Here is a 22,833-nt window from a genome sequence, read left to right as displayed (position 1 = left end):
TGTTGTCCCTTCAGCCGAAGCCGGCAAAGACTCTCTTCATTCGATTCACGCGCGATACGTAGCCGCGCACATCGTGATCGCCGCAGCGCTGACCCGGCGTGATGCGCAATCCACGCGCTGCATGCCTGGCCCCTGCGCCAGCACCGCACAAGTGAATCACAGCTGCCAGATCCTGCTTCTGCGCCACCGTCGCGTTGCGAATACCCGCCTTCCGCAAAGCCATCGCGACGCGCGTATCGAGATAAGCCGATGTCAACTCGACAGCGTGGCTCGGAACGACGCGCATGTAGAGCCAGTTGAACCAGCAGGACTTCCAGTCATTCCAGGGACCGTCCTCGACGACCCGATGGTCATGAATGCAGTACTGGCGCGATTCCTCGAACGTTCCGTCGGTGATCTGGTACATCCCGACCGCGCTCGACGCGGGCCGGTAGACCTCGAACGGCTTGTGCGTCCACGACCAGCGCCAGTAAGTGCGGACGATCGGGTTGCCCGAGCCTTCGACCTGCGCCAGGGAGGCAAGAAACTCCGCCGAGATCGTCGCCGTCGAATGACGCTTGAAGATCGTCGAATACGAATCCCAGGTTTCTCCAGGCGACTTGTACAACGTGCCGCTGACGGGGAAGAAGAGCTCTGACGGCTTCCGGATGACCTGATACAACACGTTCGTCACGAGCCAGACGATGCCGATGGCGACGACGGCCGTTACGAGCTGCACTTCGAAAGGAGCGCCGCGCCACAGGTTGAGCCACTTCTTGTCCCAACGCCGTCCGCGCTTGCGGGAACGGGTCGAACGTTTTGCGGCAGGTCGTCGTGGCATGGAGGAATGTTACGGCCCGACGTTAGAATCGGCTATGGCTTCGCGAATACTGCTGGCGATCGTCCTGAGCTTCGCGCGAATGGCTGTCGCGGCTGAATCCGCGCCGGAACACCCCTCGGCGCAGTTCGGCCAGTTGCTGTTCAAGGATGATTTTCGCGAAGGTCTGGGACAGTGGCATGTCGAGCTCGAGAAGCCCGGCGTCGTTGCGGCGAACATCGGCATGCTGAACGTCGACGTACCCGCGGGCGCGACGTTGTGGTTCAAGCCTGCGTTGCGCGGCCCGGTGGCGATCGTCTTCGAGGCCATGGCCGTGTCGGCCGGCGGCCGCAACGATCGCGTCAGCGATCTCAACTGCTTCTGGATGGCGCGCAATCGCGACGGCGTCTCACCCGTGTACGCCCGCAAGCGCAGCGGCAAGTTCGACGACTACAACAATCTGCTGACCTACTATGTCGGCCTCGGCGGCAACAGCAACACGACGACGCGCTTTCGCCGCTACATCGGCGATCCGGTGACTCGCCCGCTGCTGCCCGAGCACGACCTCTCGTCGCCCGAGACACTGCTCAAGGCGAATCGCTGGCAGACGATCACGGTCATCGCGCGCGGGACGCAGATCGAGTACTGGCGCAACAACGAACGGCTGATTCAGTTCACCGACGATGAACCCTATCGCGAAGGCTGGTTCGCGCTGCGCACGACACAGAGTCATCTGCGGCTGGAGAAGTTCAGGGTGTATGCGTTGAAGTAGGGATACAAACCTACCGCATCAACCACTCATGCGGATGTGAGCCAGTGTCTGGCGCCCGTCCCCTTGGCCAGCAGTCAACGCGAATCGGCAGGCAGCGGAGCAAACGTAAACAATACGGCTGGCTCGTGATCCGTCATCATGATGACGGCTTCCGAATGGCCACACATTTCACAGCTGAGCGATTGCAGCACCCCAAGCTGTTCCGGTGTCAGGGCGGAGCCGTCGTAGTGAGTTACGTGGCCGCAGCCGGCGCAAGTTCGGTGAATGACTTGCGCAATATGAGCAGCCTTCTGGCTCATGGCTTTTCTCCCACGGGGCAAGTGGCCAGAAGCTAGAGCGGCCGCCTCGCGCAGGCAAGTCCGTAATTCTCCGATCTGGCCTGCCGGCCTGAGGGGGCCCGGCTATTCGTAGAGCTTCTTCTCGACATCCGTGAAGCACTTGCGCCCGCGCAGAGGATCCATGCGCGGGTCGAGCCTCATCCAGTTCACGAGAAACGACCCGTCGGTCAGCGCGCGTGCCAACGACTCACACCCCGAATCCAGTTCCCCAAGTGTCGCCCAGATGGTCGCCAGTTCGTACGACTCGCCGAAGCCGCGACTCTGCAGCGTCTCGAGCCGCGCGATTTCGCGCAGCGCATCTTCGCGCCGGCCCGTCTTCGCGTAGAGCACGCCGAGATCGCCCTGCCACGCACCAATATCCTTGCGTGCCTGTAGCTGCGCAAGTGCCTCGTCAAAGCGACCTGTAGCCGTGAACGCTCGCGCGAGCACGCTGCGACCCGTGTCAAACCCCGGATTGGCCTCGATAATCGGCGCAAGTAGTGCGATCACCTCATCGTAGCGGCGCGCGTTGAACAGGATCAGCGCGTAATTGGATGACAGCAGCAAGGTCATCGGTTCCATGCCCCGGGCACGACGCATGTCCGCGAGCCCCTCCTCGACCCGCCCTTGCTGGGCATGCCACATCGCGGAGTAGTGCCAGAGGCTGGCGGTGCTGAGGCCGAGCTGGCGTGCCTGCTCCAGATCCTTTGTCGCCGCGGCGAAGTCCTTGTCGAAGTCCATATGGATGTGAAGCAAGGTCACATGCGCATCTGCAACCTCGGGATCGAGCGTGAGCGCACGCTCAGCGGCGGCGCGGGCCTTTGGCAGCCCCTCCATCGGCGTCATCAGCTGGCGCACGACTGCGCCCGAGAGCGTGCGACTGTAGCCCGCCCACGCCTCAGCGTATTCGGGATCTTCCTTGATCGCCTCTTCGAGCTTGGCAAGTGCGAGCGCGGTCGCGTCGACGTCGCGCCGCGAGCGTTGATGCATGCCCTCGACGTATAGCTCCTCCGCGCGGGCGCTCGGCACGTGGCGGGCTCCGTCAGAGCTTCGCCAGAAAAACCAGAGAAAACATGCAGTCAACGCAACCAACGCGAACGCCGCGAGAATCCACATGCGGCGCCCGGACCGAGCCTGCGTCGACTCGATCGCGACTGGCGGCGCGGCCGCGCCCAGCTTGCCGATGAACCGATAGCCGACGCGCGGCAAAGTCTCGACGTACCGCGATTCTTCGCCGACGTCACCGAGCGCGACGCGCAACTTGCGCACTGCGACATTGAGACCGTTGTCGAAGTCGACGACTCCGTTCGGCCACAGCGCTTTGACGAGTTGTTCGCGCGTGACGACCTCGCCCGCCCGGTCGGTGAGCTCGATCAGAACGCGCAGGGGCTGCTGCGGCAGCCGATTCATGTGGCCGTCGCGCGAGATCTCGCCCGAGACGCGATCCACCGTCCAGCCGTCGAATTGCAGAGCTCCCCGTTCCATTGGCCGAATAATAAAGAAGTAAGGCCAATCCAAGCGCCCGCTAATGGCTTAACGGGTGTTCCGAAGGCCAATTTGGACGTCCGTCCCAAGAGGAGTTGCTCCATGGCAGCCGTCCGCCGTCCCCGGTTCCACCTATTGATCGTGCTGGCACTCGTAGCATTCGTCGTCGTGGGCTTTGCACCCAGCTACTACCTCCGCATCCTGACCGCCCCGCCGCCGCTGACGACGTTGCTGCATGTACACGCCGTCGTGTTCACCCTCTGGATGGCACTCTTTCTCGGACAGGTGGGTCTGGTCGCCGCCCATCGCGTTGACCTGCACCGCAAGCTGGGAATCGCGAGTGCGGTGTTTGCCGGCATCGTCGTGACCGTCGGCGTGCTGTCGGTCTTCAAGACGGCCATCTCGAACCACGTCAGTCCATCAGGACTGGCGCCGCCGCAGTTCTCCATCATCGGGTTCACCTCGATCGGGCTGTTCGCGGTGTTCATCGCGCTCGGTATCGCCTACCGCCGTCGGCCGGCGCTCCATCGGCGATTCATGATCCTGGGCTTCATCGCGTCGATCAGCCCGGCGACTGCGCGCATCCTGCGGATGGTCGACCTGCAGCCGCATCGGGACCTTCTGATCCCGCTATGCGCAGGGCTGTTCGTCGCCGCCTGCCTCGTGCACGACTGGCGCAGGCACCGGGTGGTACATCCTGTCTACGTGGTCGGCGGCATCGCGATCATCGCGTCGTGGCCGGTGCGACTCATGATCGGACGCAGCGATTGGTATTTTCCGATCGGAGAACAGGTCGCGCGGCTGGCGCGCACGATGTTCGGGTCATAGGATGACAGAGCAAGCGCTATTCGAGCCCCTCCCCCGCGAACGCAAGACACTCGATCGCCGCGAGCCCCCACTGCGCCGTCGAATTCGTCGACACCCATGCCGCTTCATCGACCGGATTGAGCACCGCAGGCCCTACGATGCGAGTCGACTCAAACTCGCGTGTAGCCGGATAGCCAGCCGATCCGCCGAGAAACTCCCGCCACGCACGTTGGGCCAACGCAGGATCATTCCTGCGATGCGCAGCGAACGCCGTCAGTCGTGAATGGCCCTGCACCAGATTCGGCGGATCGCCGCCTCCGCCGAGAGCCCTCTGCTTCTCTGCCGCAGGCGCATTGAACAACTCGCAGTACTGAACCCACGCTCGCTCGAACTCGGGCACATCGAGTAGCTGCACGAGCTCTGCGCACACTTCCGGCAAACCGAATGCCGCACTCAGATGCGAGATGCTCACGTTCGATTCCTTGCTGATGTCGAACGCGCCAGTGTTGAGATTCAGGCGCTGGGCGCCCGTGAAGAATCCCTTCGGCTGACCGCCGATCGTGCGCATGCTGGCGAGAAGCCTGTTGCTCATCTTCGCGTCGCCGGTGCGCTCCCATTCGGTGAGCCATGCACCCGCGATCGAGCCCCAGTCCGTCCCGAAACCCAGCCACGCATGATCTGCATCAGGCGGCGGCCGCTTGCTCGCACGCTCGCCTGGCAACTTGCGACCGGGCTGAATCGCTCGCAATGCCTGCGCGGCCTCGATCTGCTCGCGCATGAGATCGCCGACGCGCTCGTCGGCCGTGAGGTAGTAGTAGTACCGGCGATTCAGCACCGTGCTGATGCGCAACTGCTTCGCACTGCAGCCCCAATGCATGACGTTGTGACGCGAACCGAGTGGCGCGAAGCGGCCGAGATGATGCACGTCGACTTCGCCCGTATGGCGCGTCATCGCTTCGGCAAATCGGAAAACATCCGCGCGACCTGTCCGCATGAAGTAGAGCCACAACCAGATGTCCGTCGACAGCTCGGAGTTGTCCCACGCGTAGCCGCCGATGTCGTAGCGCCATACGTGACGATCGGCATCGTACGTGTGCATCACATCGCCGTAGTTCCAGAAGCCGTACCAGCCGTGCTGATCCTGCTGCTTCGCGTAGAAGTCGAACTGCCAGTCGAGTCGTTCCTCGATCACCGCTCGTTTCGGCGTCGAGCGATCCGGCAGCGAGAACGTTCCGCCGAACGCATCCGATTCGAACAGCGTCTGAGGACTCGCGACGAATGCGGCCGGCTGGCGAAGCGCTGCCGCCAACTCGACGAATCGCCTGCGCTCAGGCGTTGCCGCGAGCGCCCACAACATGACTTCGCTGGTTCGCGCAACGCCCTGCGCAGTTCCGAACCCGGGCTCGTAGTCTTCGTACGTGATCTCCAGCGCTTCGAGCTGCTTCTCGTATGTGTCCTGCCCAAGCCCGTCGTGATAGAAGCGCAAATCCATCGCGCCCGCCTGCGGCGCCCACATCCACATCGTGACCTGCGCTGCGTCGCTCACGGCGTTACGAATATCGAGCTGTGCAGGATGACTCTGCCAGAAATTGCGCAGGCCGAAGGCAACGCCGCCGCTCGGACCGCCGACGTAGCCAAGTCCAGATGAGCGCCGACCCCGATCGCTGTCGAGCCACGCATGACCTTCCGCCGTGCGCTTGCGAATCGAGAAGGAATCCGCGCTCGCCTGCAACAGCGTCCAGTCACCAAAACAGGGAATCAGATCGAGACGCTGCGCCACGTAGGGCGGAAATGCTTCGACGGCTGGCGTCGCGGTCCCTGCAATCTGCGCCGCGCGCACGGCAGCGCCGGGATCGCGTCGTAGACCTGTGAGTCCGCGCACTGCCTCACCGAATACGCCGTCGCCTTCGCCGGCAAATCGAACGTGACGATCGTGCAGCACGTCGCTCATCGGCACCGCGAAACGCAGACCGACGCCGCTGATGAAGTCCTTCGCCTCATCGCCATCGAAAATGAACGTATGAATGACCCGCACCGCGTCGCTGCCCGCATAGAAGTAGAGCCGGACAACAAACGGCAGCCAGCGCCGACCATTCGCGCTCGCGTGCTTGCCTTCGATCTTCACGACAGCGCGAATCGGGCCGCGCTGTTCGACCGTCACGCGCTCGATCTCACTATCGAAGGATTCGCGCGCGATGGCGCCGAGCGCATCAGTCTCTGGACGATCCTGTCGCAGCACCACGAGCTGCGCATCGCGAAGAACATTGCGATCGCCACGCGCTATCGTTTCGATGAACACCTTCCCCGTGCGCCGCAATCGACAACGCAGCACCCCGGTATCGATCTCGATCGAAGCATCCGTCTCACGAACACTCAGCGAACTGGAATCCGGGCTCTTCGCGGCCTGCGGTACAACTTCGAAAGGCCCCGCGCCGAGCGACGCTGTTGCCGAAGTCGCGTGCGCAGTCCACTTGAGTGAACCATCAGGCCAGTACGCGATAGGCCAGGTCTGAACGGCGACTCGCGAGCCTGAGGCGTCGCGTACTGAGAAGCGGGTTGAAGCGCGATGTTTGCCGCGCGGCCACGGCATGCCCCAGGTCTGGCCGGTCGCGACTTTTGGCGCGTCGCCGTCCAGCCAGTTGAACCAGGCGCCGGGGCCGGGATTGGCGGGGGTCAGAGATGAGGATGAATTCCCGCTTTCGCGGGAATGACTGGTGGCGGCGGTGGCGGCCAAGGCGCTGACCGCCATGAACTGACGGCGCGAAAGCTTTTTTTGCATGTATCCCCCAGGCTGGTGCCCGAGATTTAGCATGCTTCAACGATCATTATCAATCACTATCGATCATTATCGATCACACCCCGTCCCGCGCTTGTTGCTATAGTCAGCCCGTAGACAACACAACGGCTCGGGGGATTTCGATCATGGATATGCTGACGATTCTCATCGTCCTCGCGATCGGTGCCACGGTCGCAACGATGTTCATGGGACTGCTGGCGATGTCGGGAGGCGGCTCTGCTGATCGCGAGTTCAGCACGCCGTTGATGTGGACGCGCGTGGGCTTCCAGGCCCTGACGCTCGCCCTGCTCGTGATCGCTGTGATGATGCGCTGAAGAAGCGCGAGGTCATCCCCGCGAAAGCGGGGATGACGACGATAGCCGATCAGTTGCTCGCGCAGCCTGCGGCGCCCGAACAAATCGCTCCTCTCTGTCCCATCTCGCCGCGCATGCTGGCGCCCTGCACTGCCATGTCTTCCAGTTCAGCCTGGGTGCGGCATTCGTCCTTCGGGAATCGCGAGCCGAGCACCACGACCTTGGTGCAGTAAAGAATCCGACCGTCTTCGACCTTGCGCTTGTAACCAGCGGGTGGCTTGAACTCTTCGAAGTCATCGCTGACTGCAGCAGTCGCGGCGGCGGGCGTAGCTGCCGGCGCGGCAGTAGCAGCCGGAGCAGCGGATTCGGCGAGAACGGCAGCAGGCGCCGCTGCATCTTTGGGCGACTGCGAAGAACACGCGGCGAGGGTCGCCAGCGCAAATAGACAAAGGACTCGCATCAGAAGACTCCCTGGACTGGTAACGGGGTTCGAGCCTGAAAATGCTGAGGTTTTGCACGTGGCCCGGTGCAGCAATTTAGCCCGAAACCTCCCATGTTGGGTATAACAATGGAGGTCATGAGGGAATCCCTGAACGCATGGGGAAAAACCCGAGCCGCGGGCGTCGGTCATCTCTTGGCTTGCCACGGCCCGGCTATTTATCATATTTATACGAAACACGACTCCGGACGGACAAACCAAGAGATCTCATGGGGGCACCCGCTTTCATCGCCGGCGATTGGGGCACGACGAACCTGCGTCTCGTGCTTGCCGACGCCGATGGCACCGCGCTGGCAACGACCAATGGGCCAGGCGCCGCGCAATCGCAGTCGCGATTCGAAGCTGTGTTCGATGAGCTGACGGCCCCGTGGATCCGCGAACACGGATCGCTCCCTGCGATTCTCTGCGGCATGGTCGGGTCGACCATCGGCTGGATCAACGTTCCTTACGTGCCCTGCCCCGCGCCACCGGATCGAATCGCCGGCTCGATGACTCGCGTAAACACGCGCAACATCTTCATCGCACCCGGACTCTCGTGCCGCAATCGCTTCGATGCGCCCGATGTCATGCGCGGCGAAGAGACCCAGATTCTCGGCGCGCTGCGACTGGCTCCAGAGTTGCAGAAAGGCCATCACCTGCTCTGCCTGCCAGGCACTCATACCAAGTGGGTCGTGCTCGAGGACGGCGTGGTGAAAGAGTTCCTCACCTCCGTGACCGGCGAGCTCTTCGCCGTCATCAACGATCACAGCGTCCTCGTCCGCTCCGACACACCGGCGGGCGATATAAGCGAAACGTTCGGAACAGCGATCGCCCACGTGCAGCGCTTCCCCGACGCCGCACTCTCGCAACTGCTGTTCGAATGCCGCAGCCGCCAGGTCCTCGGCGAACTGACTCGCGAGCAGGCGCCGGCCTTCCTCTCGGGATTGATCATCGGCCAGGACATCCTCGCCGCACGCCGCACGTTTGCGGACGTGGGCGGCATCACCGTCCTCGCAAGCGCGCAACTGACGGCACTTTATCGTCGTGCCTGCGCCGTGCTGAACGTCTCAATGAATGCGGTCGACGGATCGAAAGCATCGCTGGCGGGGCTCACCCTGCTTCACTCACTGCGAACGGGACGGGTCAATGTCGCTTGAATCGCTGCTCGAGAAAGTCCCACTGGTTGCGATCCTGCGTGGATTGCAGCCTGAACGCGCCATCGAAGTCGGGAACGCCCTCTTCGATGCCGGTATCCGGGCGATCGAAGTCCCCTTCAACTCACCGCAGCCGCTCGAGAGCATCCGGCTGCTGAGCGACAAGTTCCGCGACACCTGCCTTTGCGGCTCCGGAACCGTGCTCACGATTGAACAGGTTCAACAGACGCATGACGCCGGCGGCCGGCTGATCGTCTCCCCCAACAGCGACCCGGACGTCATCCGCGCGGCTGTGAAGCTCGGCATGGTCGACTTCCCCGGCATTGCCACCGCAACGGAGGCCTTCAGCGCGATCAAGGCCGGCGCCCGCCACCTGAAGCTCTTTCCGGGGGCAACTTATGGCGCTCGCCATCTCAAGGCATTGAACGACGTGCTGCCGAAGCACGTTCGCGTTTATCCTGTCGGCGGGGTTGGCGCCGACGACATCGCAGAGTGGCTCCAGGCCGGGGCAGCAGGGTTCGGATTCGGGTCCGAGCTGTTCCGTCCGACGTATTCGACGCAAGAGATCTCGCAGCGCGCCCGGCGTGTCGTAGAACGATACAACGCCGCCGCCGGCCGCAACGCATAACTCCATAACTTGAGGGGACGTTCGTGACGCTGACGACGCTAGACATCGCCATCGTGGCCATTTACGCGGTGGGCATTTTCATCCTGGCCCAGTGGGTCTCGCGCGAGAAAGGCTCGCACGAGAAGAACGCGCAGGATTACTTCCTCGCCAGCCGCTCGCTGCCCTGGTGGGCCATCGGCACCTCGCTGATCGCCGCAAACATCTCCGCCGAACAGATCATCGGCATGTCGGGCTCCGGCTACGTCATCGGCCTCGGCATCGCTTCCTATGAATGGATGGCGGCGCTCACGCTGATCATCGTCGGCAAGTACTTCCTCCCGATCTTCCTGAAGAACGGCATCTACACGATGCCCGAGTTCCTCGAGAAACGTTACAGCCCGGCCGTACGCAACGTGATGGCGGTGTTCTGGCTCGGCGTCTACGTCTTCGTGAACCTCACCTCGATCCTCTGGCTCGGCGCAACGGCCGTGCACACAGTGACGGGCATCGACGTTCAGACCGCCCTCATCGCCATCGGCATCTTCGCCGGCGCATACGCGCTGTACGGCGGATTGAAGGCCGTCGCACTCACCGACGTGATCCAGGTGTCGCTGCTGGTGCTGGGTGGATTGCTGATCAGCTACATCGCGCTCGACCGCATCTCCGAAGGCCAGGGTGTCGTGGCCGGCTTCAACACGCTGTTCACGACCTTCCCCGAGAAGTTCGACATGATCCTGTCGCAGGACAACCCGAACTACAAAGACCTGCCAGGCCTGTCGGTGCTGCTCGGCGGCCTGTGGGTCATGAACGTCTCTTACTGGGGCTTCAACCAGTACATCATCCAGCGCGCACTCGCGGCGAAGAGCGTGCAGGAAGCGCAGAAGGGCATCGTGCTTGCCGCGTTCCTGAAGCTGCTCATGCCGGTGATCATCGTGCTCCCCGGCATCGCGGCCCTCGTGCTCGCGCCGGATCTCGCCCGTCCCGATGAAGCGTATCCGCACCTGATGGCCCTGCTGCCCACCGGCATCCTCGGCCTCGTGTTCGCGGCACTCGTCGCCGCCGTCATCGCCTCGCTCGGTTCGAAGATCAACTCGATCGCCACGATCTTCACGATGGACCTGTATCGCTCCATGAAGCCGCAGACCTCCGAGCGCGACCTGGTCAAGATCGGCCGCATCGCCGCCAGCGTCGGCCTCATCGTCGCGATCCTGAGCGCGAGGCCGCTGCTCGGCAGCTTCGACCAGGCCTTCCAGTACATCCAGGAGTTCACCGGCTTCTTCACGCCAGGCATCTGCGTGATCTTCCTGCTCGGCATGTTCTGGGAACGCACCACCGCCGCTGCCGCACTCGTCGCGGCCGTCGCCTCGGCCGTGCTGTCGCTGGTCTTCAAACTCGCGATGCCGCTGATGCCGTTCATGAACCGCGTCGGCTACGTGTTCCTGATCTGCTTCGCCCTCGCCATCGTCATCTCGCTCGCCTCCCCGCGCCGCACGGCCGAGCTGCGCGTCGAGCTGAAGGGCATCGACTACTCCACGACAACAGGCTTCAATATCGCGGCCGTCCTCGTGATCGTGATCCTGACCTTCCTGTACTGGAGATTCTGGTAATGACGAAAACCCGCCAGGGCCACAATGTCACGACGGGCATCGTGAACAGCCTTGGCGTCGCCATCGTCACGGGCAAGTACAGCACCCGCAATCCCTTCCCCATCGAAGCCGAACTGTGCAAGCAGTTCGGCTCGAGCCGCAGCATCGTGCGCGAAGCGGTGAAGATGCTCACGGCGAAGGGCCTGATCTCCTCCCGCCCGCGCCACGGCACCTCGATCCTGCCCGAAGCGCAGTGGAACCTCCTCGATCCCGACGTGCTGCGCTGGCTGCTCGAACGCAAGTTCTCGCTCGAGCTCCTGGCCCAGTTCAGCGAAGTCCGCCTCGCCATCGAACCGACAGCCTCACGACTCGCCGCAATGCGCGCCACGCCGGAAACCGTCGCCCCCATCAGGCACGCGATCGAGCGCATGGAAGCCTCGACCCGCGGTGAAGAGGATTCACTCGAAGCCGACATCGCCTTTCACGTCGCGATCCTCGATGCGACCGGCAACCGCTTCTACAGGCGCCTCGAGGGCATCGTCGATGCCGCCTTGCGTACCTCGATCCAGATGACCAACCGTGCCAAGGGCGTCCCACAGGCCGACGTCGACGCGCATCGCGCGGTGTTCGAAGCCATTGAACAGGGGAACGCATCGCTTGCCGGGAAGCGGATGCAGGAGCTGATTCAGGAAGTGATTGATCTGGTGGCGGCGGAGCAGGCGGAGAAGACGGCGGTAGCTGCTAAGGCACGCTAGAGAGAAGAATAAGGCTGAACTGCCTTCCGAGCCTTCCTGCCGCTCTTCGTACCAGTCGTAGGCAGCGGCGATATCGGCTTCCGCATCCTTGCGGAGGATGAGATGCAAATCAGCTCCTCTTCGACGTCCCCCCGCCTTCAGTAGCGGTTGAATTAGAGTCCGGCGTTACTGTAACCGTCTTCGTTGCCAATTGCTTCGCGTAGGCAGCCGGCGTCAGCCCGCCGAGCGCCTTCTTCGGTCGTTCCTCGTTGTACTCACGTCGCCAGGTCTCGATCACAACCTGAGCGTGCGCGAGAGAAGTGAACCAGTGTTCGTTGAGGCACTCGTCGCGGAATCGGCCATTGAACGATTCGACATACGCGTTCTGATTCGGCTTGCCTGGTTCGATGAGTCGTAGCGCGATGCCTCGCTCGTGCGCCCAGGTCAGCATCGCCTTGCCACAGAACTCCTTGCCATTGTCTGTGCGGATGATCCTCGGCAGACCACGATCGGCACCGATCCGTTCGAGAATGCGCACGACCTGCTGACCGCTGATGCTGTGGGCCGGCACAATCGCCACCGCTTCGTGCGTCGCATCGTCCACGATCACCAGGTTCTTGATGGCACGTCCACCCGCGACGCGATCGAACACGAAATCCATCGACCACACTTCGTTGGCCGCCTCGGGTCGGATCAGCGGCTGGCGATCGGCCACCGGCACCTTCTTGCGTCGCCGGCGCTTGATCTGCAGCTTCTCCAGCGCGTAGAGCCGATCCACCCGCTTGTGGTTCACGGTGTCATCCAGCGCACCAGCTCCCGTCGGGCCGGTGCGCTCACCACTTTTTTCGGAGCGCTTCACGCGCACCTCGTTCTCCAGCATCGCCTCGGCCAGCAGCTTCTTCAGCTTCGCGTTCTCCGCCTCCAGCGCCTTCAGCCGCTTCGCGTCCGACACATCCATCCCGCCGAACTTGCTGCGCCACAGGTAGTAGCTGGCTTCCGAAAATCCGTGCTTGCGGCACAGATCCTTCACCGGCACGCCGGCATCGGCCTCGCGCAGAAAGCCGATGATCTGCTCCTCGGTGTATCGCTTCTTCTTCACGTCCAACCTCCTCACATGGGGTCGGACTCTAAATCACCGTGCTACTGAAAAGTGGGGGGACGTCGTCTTCAGAATCCGTTCTTTGACGCCTCGACGAGCTTCAGTCGCCCGGCGACGGGAAGTTCGAGGACGTCGGACAGGCGAACGGGCTTCATGTAATTCGCTGTATCACCGCTGCCGACGCGGTTCAGCAAGCTTCGCCTCGCCCATCCCTCAACCGCTCCCGCCTCCCCCTCTCCATCAACACCTGCACGCCCAGCCCATAGTCCATCGACTCGCCCTGCCACTTCGTCACCGCAGTACTCGCGTTGATACGAATGTGGCTGCGCTCGTTATGAGCCGGCAGCTGTCTCCAATCCCCTAACGGCTGCGAGTAACCCGGCGCGACGCTGTCGAGCGACTCGCCATCGGGTTTGAAAAATCGCAGGGCACCGTCGTCGAGAATCTGCACAAGCACGCCGCCTTCGTGGACCTGCCGGTGATGGAAGTGACAGAGACTGACCAGGTTGCTCAGCTTCGTCGCGCCGCCGTTGGCCCAATGTTCGATGTGATGGCCATCCAGATACTTACCGTTGCAGCAGCCGGGGAACCGGCAGCCCTGATCGCGTGCATTCAGGGCGCGCCGCAAGGCGGGCGGAATGGATCGTGTCTTCCTGCCGACATCGAGCACGGATCCGCGCTCGTCTTCAAGGATGTGCACGAGGCTGCAATCGCAGGCCAGGCGACGACACGTTTCAGCGGAAACGCCGGCCCCGTCTTCGATCTCACATCGGCCAGCTTGCCTGTCGCGCAACGTTTCCGCAGAAACGTGCACGACGATCTGATGCTTGTCGCCGCCGGTCAGGGCCGCCGGTCCGTTGGCGATGAAGCTTTCCGCAACCAACGCAAGCGCATCGGCACGGCGAACACTCGGTGAGAGCCTGAAAGCCGGCGTGACTGCGCAGCGTTCCGTTTCTGCGGAAACGTCCACGGGCTCAGCAGCAGGATCATCTGCTTCGATCGGGATTTCGCCGAGCGCGGCTTCCAGCGCTTTCAGCACCAGAGCACCCGCCTCAGCCGGCAGACGTGCCTTCAAGACCAGCGAGCCATCGTCATCCCACTGATAGGTGCAGGATCGGTTGACCTGTTGCGCAACCTCACGCGACAGTTCCTCCGCCTCGGTGGCGCGACGGAAATGCCGCACCAGTTTCTCGACATGACCTGCCGTGCCGTGCATGGCGATCTGCAGCAGGTATTCCTCTGTGTTCCGGTCTGCGACGCGAGTGAGCGCGCGGACCTTCGAGTAACTGAGCTGACCTTTCTGCATGGCCTCCGAAATCTTCGGCAACTCCTGCAACGCATGCGCCACACGAACCTTCTCGCGCGCCGCGCCGAGATCGACGCCGCACTTCCAGTTCAACCAATGCGCACACGACTGCGTCGCCCAGTCCGACCATCCTTCGCGGCGATCGAACTCGGCGATGAGCATGAGCCAGCGATGATTCGCGGCGTTCAGGTGGCCGGTGAGTTCGGTGATTTCGGCGGCGAGGTCGGTGAGCGGGCGTTCGGTGGGAACAAGGGAAACGGCGGCGTCCATGAGCGGTTGTCCCGATACTGTTGATATAAACAGTATACGTGCGTGCTGGATCTGGGTGCGGAGAGAAATGGGGGTGGTTGCAGTGTTTCTCGAAGTCGCGGCTGTCAGGAACGCGATCGAGTGCATGGAAGCCTTGGCTCCGGACAAAGACTGCGGTCTCGAAGCCGACATCGCCTTCTACGTCGCGATCGCCGCTGCGGCGGGCAATCGGTTCCGCAAGTGGCTCGAAGGCATCGTCGACGTGGCATTCCGTACCTCGATCCAGATGACCTGGCGGCGGCGGAGTAGGCCCATCGTCAGAGCGAAAGAACGGCCCGACTTGCGCCGGGCCGATCCCCGTTCCGTCCATGGAACTCCCTCCCCAAACCCATCCTTGGGAGCCATTTCATGAGCGATCTCTCGCCATGCACTGGCCTTGGGAACGCGGGCCCAGCCAGCGAGTGCCGACTTTTCGCGCTCCCGATACTAGATACGAAGTTTGGGAGTCGGGAGTCTCACGGTTGCGAAGAAGAAGCGACGATCGGGTGGTCTTTCATCGCCCGCTCCCATCGCGCAGCCGCTTCGGGCTTGTTCCAGCGTCTGTATAGACTCGCGACACGGGCAGCCGCCATGCCGATCTCCTGCCGCCGATGGGCCGGCATCAACTTTGAGGAATCAAGTAGACCCGCATACCCCGCCAATAAATGCTCCTCGGCAGTTGCGAAACGATTCAAATCCAGCAGGGCTTCACCTAGGTAACTCCGAGCAAGAGCCAGTCGCCATCCCGTCAGAGGGGTTTCTCGAATAGAAGCACTGAGCAACGCTTCTGCTTCGCTCGGTTTTCGCTGCAAAAGCAAAACGCCGGCAAGCTCTCGCGCGGAATCGAGCGTATCGCGATGGTTGATGCCCAGAACTCGTTTTGTCGTTGGACCAACGTCTGAGAGAATCGCCGCCGCTTCTGACAATCTGCCTTGAGCTTGGTATACGGCCGCGAGACTTCGTCGGAAGCCGAGTGTGTCCGGGTGCTCTGGCCCCAGAACCTCGGGACTAGTCTGCGTCGCTTGCAAGAGTAGCGATTCGGCTTCAGGTAGGCGCCCCAGTATCCGATAGTCGAATGCGAGGTTGTTCATCGAAAGCAGCGTGCTCGGATGCCGAGCACCGAGCGTGCGTCTCTCAACGGATATTGCCTCGCTCCGAAGCGCCACTGCTTCGTTGAAACGTCCCATGTCCTCGTATGAGGCAGCCAGGCTACCCATTGTGAGCAGCGTGTATGGATGCTCTGCACCCCTGACTTTCCTCGACGCGGCCAACACACGGAGTTGCAACAATGAAGCGGCCTCCGGATTCCCTTGCTCTGCGTAAGTATTGGCTAAGTTCTCCAGGGTCACGAGGGTCTCCGGATGGTCCACTCCGAGAACTCGCTCGTGTATTTCAAGCAGCTCTCGTTGAATCGCTTCTGCCTGAGGAAGCTTTCCCTGATATGAGTATGAAACCGCCAAATTGCTTTGAGCACTCATCGTGTCTGGATGCTGACGACCCAGCGAACTAACTGAGAATGCTACGACGCGCTCCAACAACGGTTGGGCCTCTTTGTAGTTACCCCGATAAAGCTGCGTCGCCGCAAGGGCGTGTAGAGCTTCCATCGTTTGCTGGTTATCCTCTCCTAGTCTGCGACGGTACGACGCATACGCCTCTCGATGCAGAACCTCGGCCTCTGCATATCTTGCAGTTAGACGGTAGATCCGACCCAGTCGCACCATAGTCTGGAGCGCATCGGGATGGTCTGGTCCGACGATTCGCCGCTGCGCTTCAAGCACGCTCAAGCCCAGTGCAGCAGCGCTTGTATACTTCGACTGCTGGCCGAGCACATCCAGCAACAAACTCTTCGTCTCAAGCAATGAAGCATCGTCAGGGCCAAACAGTTGCTCACGGAGTGCAACCGATCGCTCCAAATGCCTAGCAGCCTGCCCTGCATCGCCCAAGGCTTCGTAGGCCTGCCCGAGTGTCTTGCGAACTAACGCTTCCACAAGCGGTTGATCGACGAATCGCGTGTCCACCTTTGCGGCTGCGCGGTCCAGTACAGTTCTCATCTTGATGTCTCTGTCCGGCTCAAACTCTGGCGAAGCCGGCGAGAGAAGATCATCCCGTAGGAAGCCCACAACTTGCTGCGCAACTCCCTGTGCCTCAACCGCACGAATTGCGTGATAAGAAGCCAAGGCCGCACCTGCGAACACTGCACACATGCTGAATGAAGATGCCGCGACAGCGAGCTTATGGCGACGAACAAACTTTGAAACCACGTAGCCCATACTCGGCGGGCGAGCGAGTACGGGCGACTTGAGAATGAACCGGTCAATGTCTTGGACCAACTCGCTCGCCGACTGATAGCGCCGTGCGCGCTCCTTCTCGAGACAGCGCATCACGATCCAATCGAGATCGCCACGCAGACTGCGCACGATCCGGGCGACATCCGTCTGCCTCCACTGACAAACACGCTCTGACTCGTCGTAGCTCATGGCCAAGATGCGCTTCGATGGAGTCAGTGGCTCCTCAGTAAGCAATCTCTGTCGCATCACCTCAGAGCCGGCGCATTCCAATCTCTCCTCATCAAGAGGAGTGCATCCCACAAGGAGTTCGTGCAGCAAGACTCCCAAACTGTAGACGTCTGCGCGCGTGTCGACCTGGCTAATTCCGGCAATTAGCTGCTCCGGGCTCATATATGCCGGCGTCCCGACAACGTGCTCCGCGTTTGTGTGGAGAGTCTCCTCCAGCAATCGGCCGTGAACCGCCTTTGCGATTCCGAAGTCGATGACTTTCGCCACTGCCATACCGTCATGCAAAGTCACCAGCACGTTGGAAGGCTTGATGTCGCGATGAATGATTCCCTTGTGATGTGCATGCTGGATCGCGTGACAGACCTGCGAGAACACTGCCAGCCTCTCTGGCACTGACAGCCGACATTGATTGCAGTAATCCGTAATGCGAATGCCTCTAACTAACTCCATGACGAAGTACGGTCGCCCATCTCCCGTCGCACCGGCACCAAAAACTCTGGCGATGTTTGGGTGATCCATCAGACCCAGCGCCTGTTGTTCCGCTTCAAAGCGCCGCACCACCGCCTTCGTATCCATGCCCAACTTCACGACCTTGATCGCAACGTCCCTCTTGATGGGGACCAACTGTTGAGCGAGCAGCACAGAACCGCCGCCTCCTTCTCCCAAGAGGCGAACGACTTTGAAGCCGGGGATCTCATCGACGAACTGCTGGAACTGGGCCGACTCCGATGTTTCCCTTAGAAACAGGTCAACCTCGTCGACGGAGTTCAGCAGTCTTCGGACCGTAGTCGATAGCTCGCGATCTCCCGCGCAAACACGACCTAGATAGGAGTCACGTTCCGCCGGCGGCAGCATCTGTGCCGCGTCGAGAACCTGCTCGATGACAACCGATGACTTCTGCACTTCCAACTCCCTGGAGGTTCGCGAAGGGCTCTTATTCTTTATTCTTGCGGAGTTTCTGTGCTCTTCCGTAGATACCCGTGAAGCCAAGCGCGCGCGAAACGCCATCGTCTAAAGGCTGTCGCCCTCGGGATGCCTAGCGCTTGGGCCGCCTCGTTGACTTCAAAGCCACCAAAACACCGAAGCTTCGCAAGCAATGCCGCATCGGGGTACTCGACTCCTAGATCGGCAATGGCGTCGTTGATCGCGAGAACCGCATCGTCATTGTCCAGATTCACCGGAATGTCCATCTCATCGACGCTGATTCTTTGCTGGCCGCCGCCATGACGCGCGGAGTGTCGCTTGCGCGCTCGATCTATCAGGATATGACGCATCGCTTCAGCTGCTGCTGAGAGAAGGTGGGCGCGACTCTCCCAGTCAGATGCCTGGTTGGCAAAACGTATCCATGCCTCATGCACCAATGCGGTCGGTTGAAGCGTTGAACCTGCTGGGGGCATCCGTGCAATCTGAGCTGCTGCAATCCTGCGCAGTTCGCCGTAGGCCAACGAAAAAAGATCGGTACTCTCCTTGTCCGACATTTCTGCTTCTCCCTGACGTCCCCGAAAGGAACGTTTGTAACGCGGGTCGGCCGAAGTCTATCGGCTCCGGACAGACACGCAAACAGCAGACGGATTATGGTCAACGCACGCGATGTAGCGCGAAAAAAGAAAGGCCCGGATGAACCGGGCCTTTCGATACGCTTGGCTCAAGTACTCAGCGGCTAAATGGGGGTGTAGCCTCCGTTTCCATTCGCCTGCACGATTGGATTCATCGCGATCATCGCGTCAGCTGCACCACCCAAGCTCTGACCCGGGAATGCGCTAGCGAAGCTCGTTCTCTCACCGTGCAATGCCATGTAATTGAGGAGCACAGTCTGCACGAGAAGATTTACGTTGTTGGCTGCAGGGGAGCTGGCAGTGACGACATCCCCGTTAGCGTTGAAGTAGCCTAGCTGCTGACGACGTGTCGGCGGGATGCCTGCCTCATTCAACAACGTCGGCCTCCCCACCGGGCTATAAACCAGGAAGAACGCCGCAGCCACCTGCTGGTTATCCCCCGTCCACTCACCCTTGCCACGCCCATCCGCCGACATATCCAGCCGGCCGTTCGATGACAGCGACCCGTCGCTGAACACGTAGAGCATCAGCGGCTTGCCGCGGCGGGCGGCGAATTCCAGGGCGGCGCCCATGGCGCGGCCGGCGCGGAGGTCGCGGTTTTCGCCGGTGGCGCGTTCGCCGGTGTGGTAGTCGAAGCCGCCCATCGAGATGGTGCCGGCGCCGGCGTAGCCTTCGACGACGAGTTTCATGACGGCGGCGGTCTTTTCGAACTCACCGTCGGTGAAGCGGCCGTTGGCGAAGCTGGTGCCGAACACGCCGTTCGCGCCGGTGATTTCCGGGTCGGCGGCGGGGTTGAGTGCGGCGGGGCTCGAGAACTTGTCGATCGTGTCGGCTGTTTTCACGTAGCCGCAGCGCACGCGGGTCTTGATCTCGGTGTCTTCGGTCACCTGCGTGTTCACGAGCTGGAGCTTCGACTGGCTGACGCGAGCCATCGATTCCATCACCGCCACCGTGTCGGCGGGGCTCAGGAGGTTCGCGAGTTCGCCGGTGTCGACGAGGCCCGTGACGTCGCTCGTGCGGTCGATCTTGGTCGGACGCAGTGACGGATCCATCAGCATGGCCGGGGCCATCGAGTTGCCGCCCGACTCCGAGTTCTGCGAGCCGATCAGCGTGAGCAGTTCGCCCTTCACGCCCAGGCTGCCCGGGCCGGCCTTCGCCAGGCCGTACATCGGGTTGTGCGGGTTGTTGCCGGTGTCGTTCTCGGAACGGGCTGCGATCACGGCGCCGTTGATGTTGGCGCGAGTGGCCGGCGAGGTCTTCTCGAGAATGCCGCGCAGGAACGCGCTGTCCGAATGGAAAGCGAGGCCGAGTTCGGTGTTGACGAAGTTGGTCGTCGCATTGTTCGGCAGCATGGTCGGTGCGAGACCCTGCTTCACGTAACCCTGCGTGGACAGGAAGTCCATCTGACCTCCTTCCTTGCCGACCAGCACGTTGGAGCCGACGATGTTGGCGCCGCCCGCGAGGTCGAAGCAGATGAAGGGGATCTTGCCGCGGCCTGCCGTGATCTGGCAGATCTGCGTCGCGACGTTCTGCATGTCCGGCGAGAGTGCCGCCTGGGCACGCTGGCTCAGCACCGAGCCGAGCATCGTCGGCGCGAGCAGAGTTGCCGAACCGGTGAAGAATCCCTGCGCCAGGAAGTCGCGCCGGGTCACGGGACGCTTGTGCGATCCGTGCTTGAGCGGCTCATCCAGCTTCAGCGCGCGCTTCTTTTGAGACTTGATGATGAACATAGCTGCCTCAACGACCTTTCATTCCATTCGATTCGGTTAGCGGACCAGCATCGCGGCGTTGCCGACGGCGGCGCCGCAGACTGCCTTGGCGACGGTGGGTGTACGCGTCGATGCGTTGCTGCCGCACGAGCCACTCGTGCAGAGCTTCGTGACCAGGGCATCCAGCTCCGTCGCCGTATCGGCGTTCGGCTGCGTTGCCGCGTTGCCCACCACTCGGGTCACGAGCGGGTTGATGAGCAGCGAACGCTGGCCGCTGATGTCGGCACTCCAGTTCAGGCCCGGGAAGTACGCGCTGCGGGCCGAAGTGTTGTCGACGAGCGCGCTGCAGTACGTGATCGCGAGCTGCGCGATCGACGTCTGGTGCGAGGACAGGAACGCGTTGATGTCGACGACTGCCGGCAGCGACTGGCGGACGCTGTCGAAGGCTGCCTTCACGCTGGCGGTGTTCGGATCGACGCCGGTCATCGCCGCCATCGTGGCGTTGATGCCGTCGAACGTACGCACACCGATGTCCGACGGACGATCGCTGTTCACGAGCGTCGGGGGGACGGCTTCGGCAAAGTTCGAGCAGACGTTCTGTCGGCTGCCGAGCTGATCGAAGCAGAGGTAGAACTCGTCCTGCGCCGGGCCGCGTTCGAGACCGATGATCGTGCCGACTGCGGACAGCGTGTGGCCGGCGGCCGGATCGTAGCCCGCATCGGGCACAGTGGTGTCGAGCAGGCGGTAGGCCTGGCCCGCATGCGGTTCAGCCGCATTCACGCCGATGCGCATGCCCTTGACCACGAGGCCACCCGGGCGGGCGTTCGCGTCGAGGCTGATGAACTTCGGATTCGTGAAGAGGTAGCCGAAGCTGTCGTACTGCGCGGCTTCAAACAGGATGTACGAACGCGGGATGTTCGTGATGTGCTCGATGCCGAAGAGCAGGAAGTACTTCTCGCCGACGCCGGCTTCGAAGTTCTGCGTGATCTGCGCAGGCGTCAGGACGCGGTTGTGAACCGCGACGAGGCGGAGCACACCGGCCCACGGACGGTTGTTGCTGACTTCGTTGCCGAGCGCGAAGGCGAAGCTGTTGTCCCAGTCGCCGAGCGTACCGCCGCCGGCGCCGTCGTTGTCGCCCGTGAACACGCCGTTCACGTAGATCTTGCGGCCCGCGACCGGATCGAACGTCAGCACGACGTGCTGCAGGGCTGCCTGCAGGCGCTCGTCGGCGTCGTCCGTCGACAGCTGCGGGGTGCCGTTCGCACCGGTGGCCGTGCTGCGGGCGTAGAAGTCGTAGTTATAGAGCGTCTGGCCCATCGTGAAGTTACGGGACGTCGTGCTGCCCGAGTAAGTCACGATGCGCGCATCTTCCTGGGTCACGTTGCCCGGGATCACCCACGCTTCGATCGAGTACTCGCCCGTCGCGTTGATGAGCTGGTGGAACTTGCGGCTCGTCGTCGTGGAGGCCTGGGCCTTCGCCATCGGCGACTTGAAGACGACACCCCAGCCGCCGACCCAGTCGAAGTCGGTGCCGCGGGTACCGGCGAGCGTCAGGTCGGCCGCGGGATCGACACCGCTGGTGTCGAACACGGTGCTGCCCGAGCCGGTCTTGAACTCGTACATCGCGATGACGTTGTTGTCATAGCGGTTGCCGCCGGCAGCGATCGTGCCTTCGTACAACGTGAGCGCCTTGCTCAGGATGAGGTTCGGATCGATCGGCGCGGGCTGCACAGCATTCGCCATCTGCTGGATGAGCGCCTGCACGGTGTTCGCGTTGTCCTGGCACGAGCCGCCGCTGGCCCAGCAGTTGTGCGACTCGCGGCCGAGGCGGATCACGAAGCGCGAGTCCGCCGGACGATCGAGGTTGATCTTCGGCATCGCGGCGATGTACGCCTCTTCGATGTTCGACGAGGCGAAGTACGGCTGCTGCTTCGTTGCGGATTCAGACGTGTGGCAGTTGCCGCAGTGCTGAACCAGGACCGCATGGAGCGGGCCGAAGCCGGCGTCCGCGGCGTTGGCCGGGAACCGGCGGCTGCTGCCCGGATCCTTCGGCGTCGGCGGAACGAGCTCGATCTGCTTGCCGCCGCCTTCCGTTGCGCCGACCCAGTCGGTGATCCAGCGCGTGAGAATCGTGGCGCACGAGCCCGCGTCGGCGAGCCAGCAGTTGTGACCGCCGGCCACCTTCAATACGAGAGGCGACTGCGACGGCGTGGTGCGATCGACGATCGCCTGAGCTGCCTGGTAGGCGGCGTTGACGTCATCGGAGCGCGCGAAGCTCGGGGCCTGGCCGTTCGCGGTATGGCAGTTGCCGCAGCGGTTCGTGCCGCGGATGTTCTCCCAGAACTCGATACGGAAAGCCTGGATGTCATCGGTCGCCGGCGGCGGACCGTTGTAGTTGGGGCCCGAACCCGGACCGTCGGTCACGGGGTTCTGTTCGGTGTCGGCGCCGCTGCTGCAACCGCCGAGCGCAAATGCGCCGAGCAGTGCGATCGCCGCGAAGCGGACGAGGCCGGTATTAAAAACGCGCTTCATG

General features: G+C 62.3%; 19 protein-coding genes and 1 pseudogene. 8 read left to right on the top strand and 12 right to left on the bottom strand.

The genetic code is table 11. From position 1 onward, the window contains the following. Positions 1–10: 10 nt before the first annotated feature. Positions 11–820, bottom strand: a complete 810-nt coding sequence (locus HNQ60_RS12590) for a lytic transglycosylase domain-containing protein (RefSeq protein WP_184332277.1) — start codon at positions 818–820, stop codon at positions 11–13. A 34-nt stretch (positions 821–854) separates the two neighbouring features. Between HNQ60_RS12590 and HNQ60_RS12585 the strand changes: the two genes are divergently transcribed. Then, positions 855–1,568, top strand: a complete 714-nt coding sequence (locus HNQ60_RS12585; RefSeq protein WP_221304172.1) for a DUF6250 domain-containing protein — start codon at positions 855–857, stop codon at positions 1,566–1,568. Positions 1,569–1,642: 74 nt separating this feature from the next. On the opposite strand, the gene HNQ60_RS12580 is transcribed toward HNQ60_RS12585, so the two are convergent. Next, the gene (locus HNQ60_RS12580) at positions 1,643–1,867 is read right to left on the bottom strand and encodes a hypothetical protein (protein WP_184332276.1); all 225 of its coding nucleotides are present in this window, start codon (positions 1,865–1,867) and stop codon (positions 1,643–1,645) included. 102 nt (positions 1,868–1,969) lie between these two features. Further along, positions 1,970–3,370: a winged helix-turn-helix domain-containing protein gene (locus HNQ60_RS12575; protein ID WP_184332274.1), complete on the bottom strand. Its 1,401-nt coding sequence runs from the start codon at positions 3,368–3,370 to the stop codon at positions 1,970–1,972. A gap of 102 nt (positions 3,371–3,472) precedes the next feature. Here HNQ60_RS12575 and HNQ60_RS12570 point away from each other — a divergent pair, with 102 nt between their 5' ends. Further along, entirely contained in the window at positions 3,473–4,198 is a 726-nt protein-coding gene (locus tag HNQ60_RS12570) for a hypothetical protein (RefSeq protein WP_184332272.1), read from the top strand. 16 nt (positions 4,199–4,214) lie between these two features. On the opposite strand, the gene HNQ60_RS12565 is transcribed toward HNQ60_RS12570, so the two are convergent. After that, positions 4,215–6,956, bottom strand: a complete 2,742-nt coding sequence (locus HNQ60_RS12565; protein WP_184332270.1) for an exo-rhamnogalacturonan lyase family protein — start codon at positions 6,954–6,956, stop codon at positions 4,215–4,217. 143 nt (positions 6,957–7,099) lie between these two features. Here HNQ60_RS12565 and HNQ60_RS12560 point away from each other — a divergent pair, with 143 nt between their 5' ends. Then, positions 7,100–7,288 (top strand): HIG1 domain-containing protein, encoded by a 189-nt coding sequence (locus tag HNQ60_RS12560; protein WP_184332268.1) that lies wholly within the window; start codon positions 7,100–7,102, stop codon positions 7,286–7,288. Positions 7,289–7,337: 49 nt separating this feature from the next. Here HNQ60_RS12560 and HNQ60_RS12555 read toward each other — a convergent pair whose 3' ends face one another. Beyond that, complete coding sequence (locus HNQ60_RS12555; RefSeq protein WP_184332266.1) at positions 7,338–7,727, bottom strand: hypothetical protein; 390 nt, start codon at positions 7,725–7,727, stop codon at positions 7,338–7,340. A 248-nt stretch (positions 7,728–7,975) separates the two neighbouring features. Between HNQ60_RS12555 and HNQ60_RS12550 the strand changes: the two genes are divergently transcribed. From HNQ60_RS12550 to HNQ60_RS12535, 4 genes are read left to right on the top strand one after another with little or no spacing between them, the layout of a single operon-like run. After that, positions 7,976–8,902 carry a 2-dehydro-3-deoxygalactonokinase gene (locus HNQ60_RS12550; RefSeq protein ID WP_184332264.1) on the top strand — a complete coding sequence of 309 codons (927 nt, stop codon included), beginning with the start codon at positions 7,976–7,978 and terminating at the stop codon, positions 8,900–8,902. After that, the gene (locus HNQ60_RS12545; protein ID WP_184332262.1) at positions 8,892–9,527 is read left to right on the top strand and encodes a 2-dehydro-3-deoxy-6-phosphogalactonate aldolase; all 636 of its coding nucleotides are present in this window, start codon (positions 8,892–8,894) and stop codon (positions 9,525–9,527) included. The genes HNQ60_RS12550 and HNQ60_RS12545 overlap by 11 nt, the downstream gene beginning before the upstream one ends. 23 nt (positions 9,528–9,550) lie before the next feature. Next, the gene (locus HNQ60_RS12540) at positions 9,551–11,113 is read left to right on the top strand and encodes a sodium/sugar symporter (protein WP_184332260.1); all 1,563 of its coding nucleotides are present in this window, start codon (positions 9,551–9,553) and stop codon (positions 11,111–11,113) included. After that, positions 11,113–11,847 carry a FadR/GntR family transcriptional regulator gene (locus HNQ60_RS12535; RefSeq protein WP_184332258.1) on the top strand — a complete coding sequence of 245 codons (735 nt, stop codon included), beginning with the start codon at positions 11,113–11,115 and terminating at the stop codon, positions 11,845–11,847. Before HNQ60_RS12540 ends, HNQ60_RS12535 begins: the two co-directional genes overlap by 1 nt. 112 nt (positions 11,848–11,959) lie before the next feature. Here the strand turns inward: HNQ60_RS12535 and HNQ60_RS12530 are convergent. From HNQ60_RS12530 to HNQ60_RS12525, 3 genes and pseudogenes are all read right to left on the bottom strand, one after another. Further along, positions 11,960–12,925 (bottom strand): annotated as a pseudogene (locus tag HNQ60_RS12530) (transposase); the annotation flags it as partial. 68 nt (positions 12,926–12,993) lie between these two features. After that, positions 12,994–13,119, bottom strand: coding sequence for a hypothetical protein (locus HNQ60_RS27885; RefSeq protein ID WP_281382738.1), 126 nt, complete (start codon positions 13,117–13,119; stop codon positions 12,994–12,996). Further along, positions 13,113–14,501, bottom strand: coding sequence for an HNH endonuclease signature motif containing protein (locus HNQ60_RS12525; RefSeq protein WP_184332257.1), 1,389 nt, complete (start codon positions 14,499–14,501; stop codon positions 13,113–13,115). Before HNQ60_RS12525 ends, HNQ60_RS27885 begins: the two co-directional genes overlap by 7 nt. 82 nt (positions 14,502–14,583) lie before the next feature. Between HNQ60_RS12525 and HNQ60_RS12520 the strand changes: the two genes are divergently transcribed. Further along, the gene (locus HNQ60_RS12520; RefSeq protein WP_184332255.1) at positions 14,584–14,892 is read left to right on the top strand and encodes an FCD domain-containing protein; all 309 of its coding nucleotides are present in this window, start codon (positions 14,584–14,586) and stop codon (positions 14,890–14,892) included. Between the two features lie 103 nt (positions 14,893–14,995). On the opposite strand, the gene HNQ60_RS12515 is transcribed toward HNQ60_RS12520, so the two are convergent. The 4 genes from HNQ60_RS12515 to HNQ60_RS12500 all read right to left on the bottom strand — a co-directional run bounded on the left by HNQ60_RS12515 (position 14,996) and on the right by HNQ60_RS12500 (position 22,832). Further along, positions 14,996–17,938 (bottom strand): tetratricopeptide repeat protein, encoded by a 2,943-nt coding sequence (locus HNQ60_RS12515; RefSeq protein ID WP_184332253.1) that lies wholly within the window; start codon positions 17,936–17,938, stop codon positions 14,996–14,998. 38 nt (positions 17,939–17,976) lie between these two features. Next, positions 17,977–18,513, bottom strand: a complete 537-nt coding sequence (locus HNQ60_RS12510; RefSeq protein WP_184332251.1) for an ECF-type sigma factor — start codon at positions 18,511–18,513, stop codon at positions 17,977–17,979. 182 nt (positions 18,514–18,695) lie between these two features. After that, on the bottom strand, positions 18,696–20,321 hold the full coding sequence (locus HNQ60_RS12505; RefSeq protein WP_184332249.1) for a general secretion pathway protein GspF: 1,626 nt from the start codon (positions 20,319–20,321) through the stop codon (positions 18,696–18,698). 36 nt (positions 20,322–20,357) lie between these two features. Then, positions 20,358–22,832: a LamG domain-containing protein gene (locus HNQ60_RS12500; RefSeq protein ID WP_184332247.1), complete on the bottom strand. Its 2,475-nt coding sequence runs from the start codon at positions 22,830–22,832 to the stop codon at positions 20,358–20,360. Between the last annotated feature and the right edge of the window lies 1 nt (position 22,833).

This window comes from Povalibacter uvarum (genome assembly GCF_014202975.1).
Lineage (GTDB): Bacteria > Pseudomonadota > Gammaproteobacteria > Steroidobacterales > Steroidobacteraceae > Steroidobacter > Steroidobacter uvarum.
Note: the sequence above shows the minus strand (reverse complement) of the source record. Positions and strands in the feature narration are given on the sequence as shown.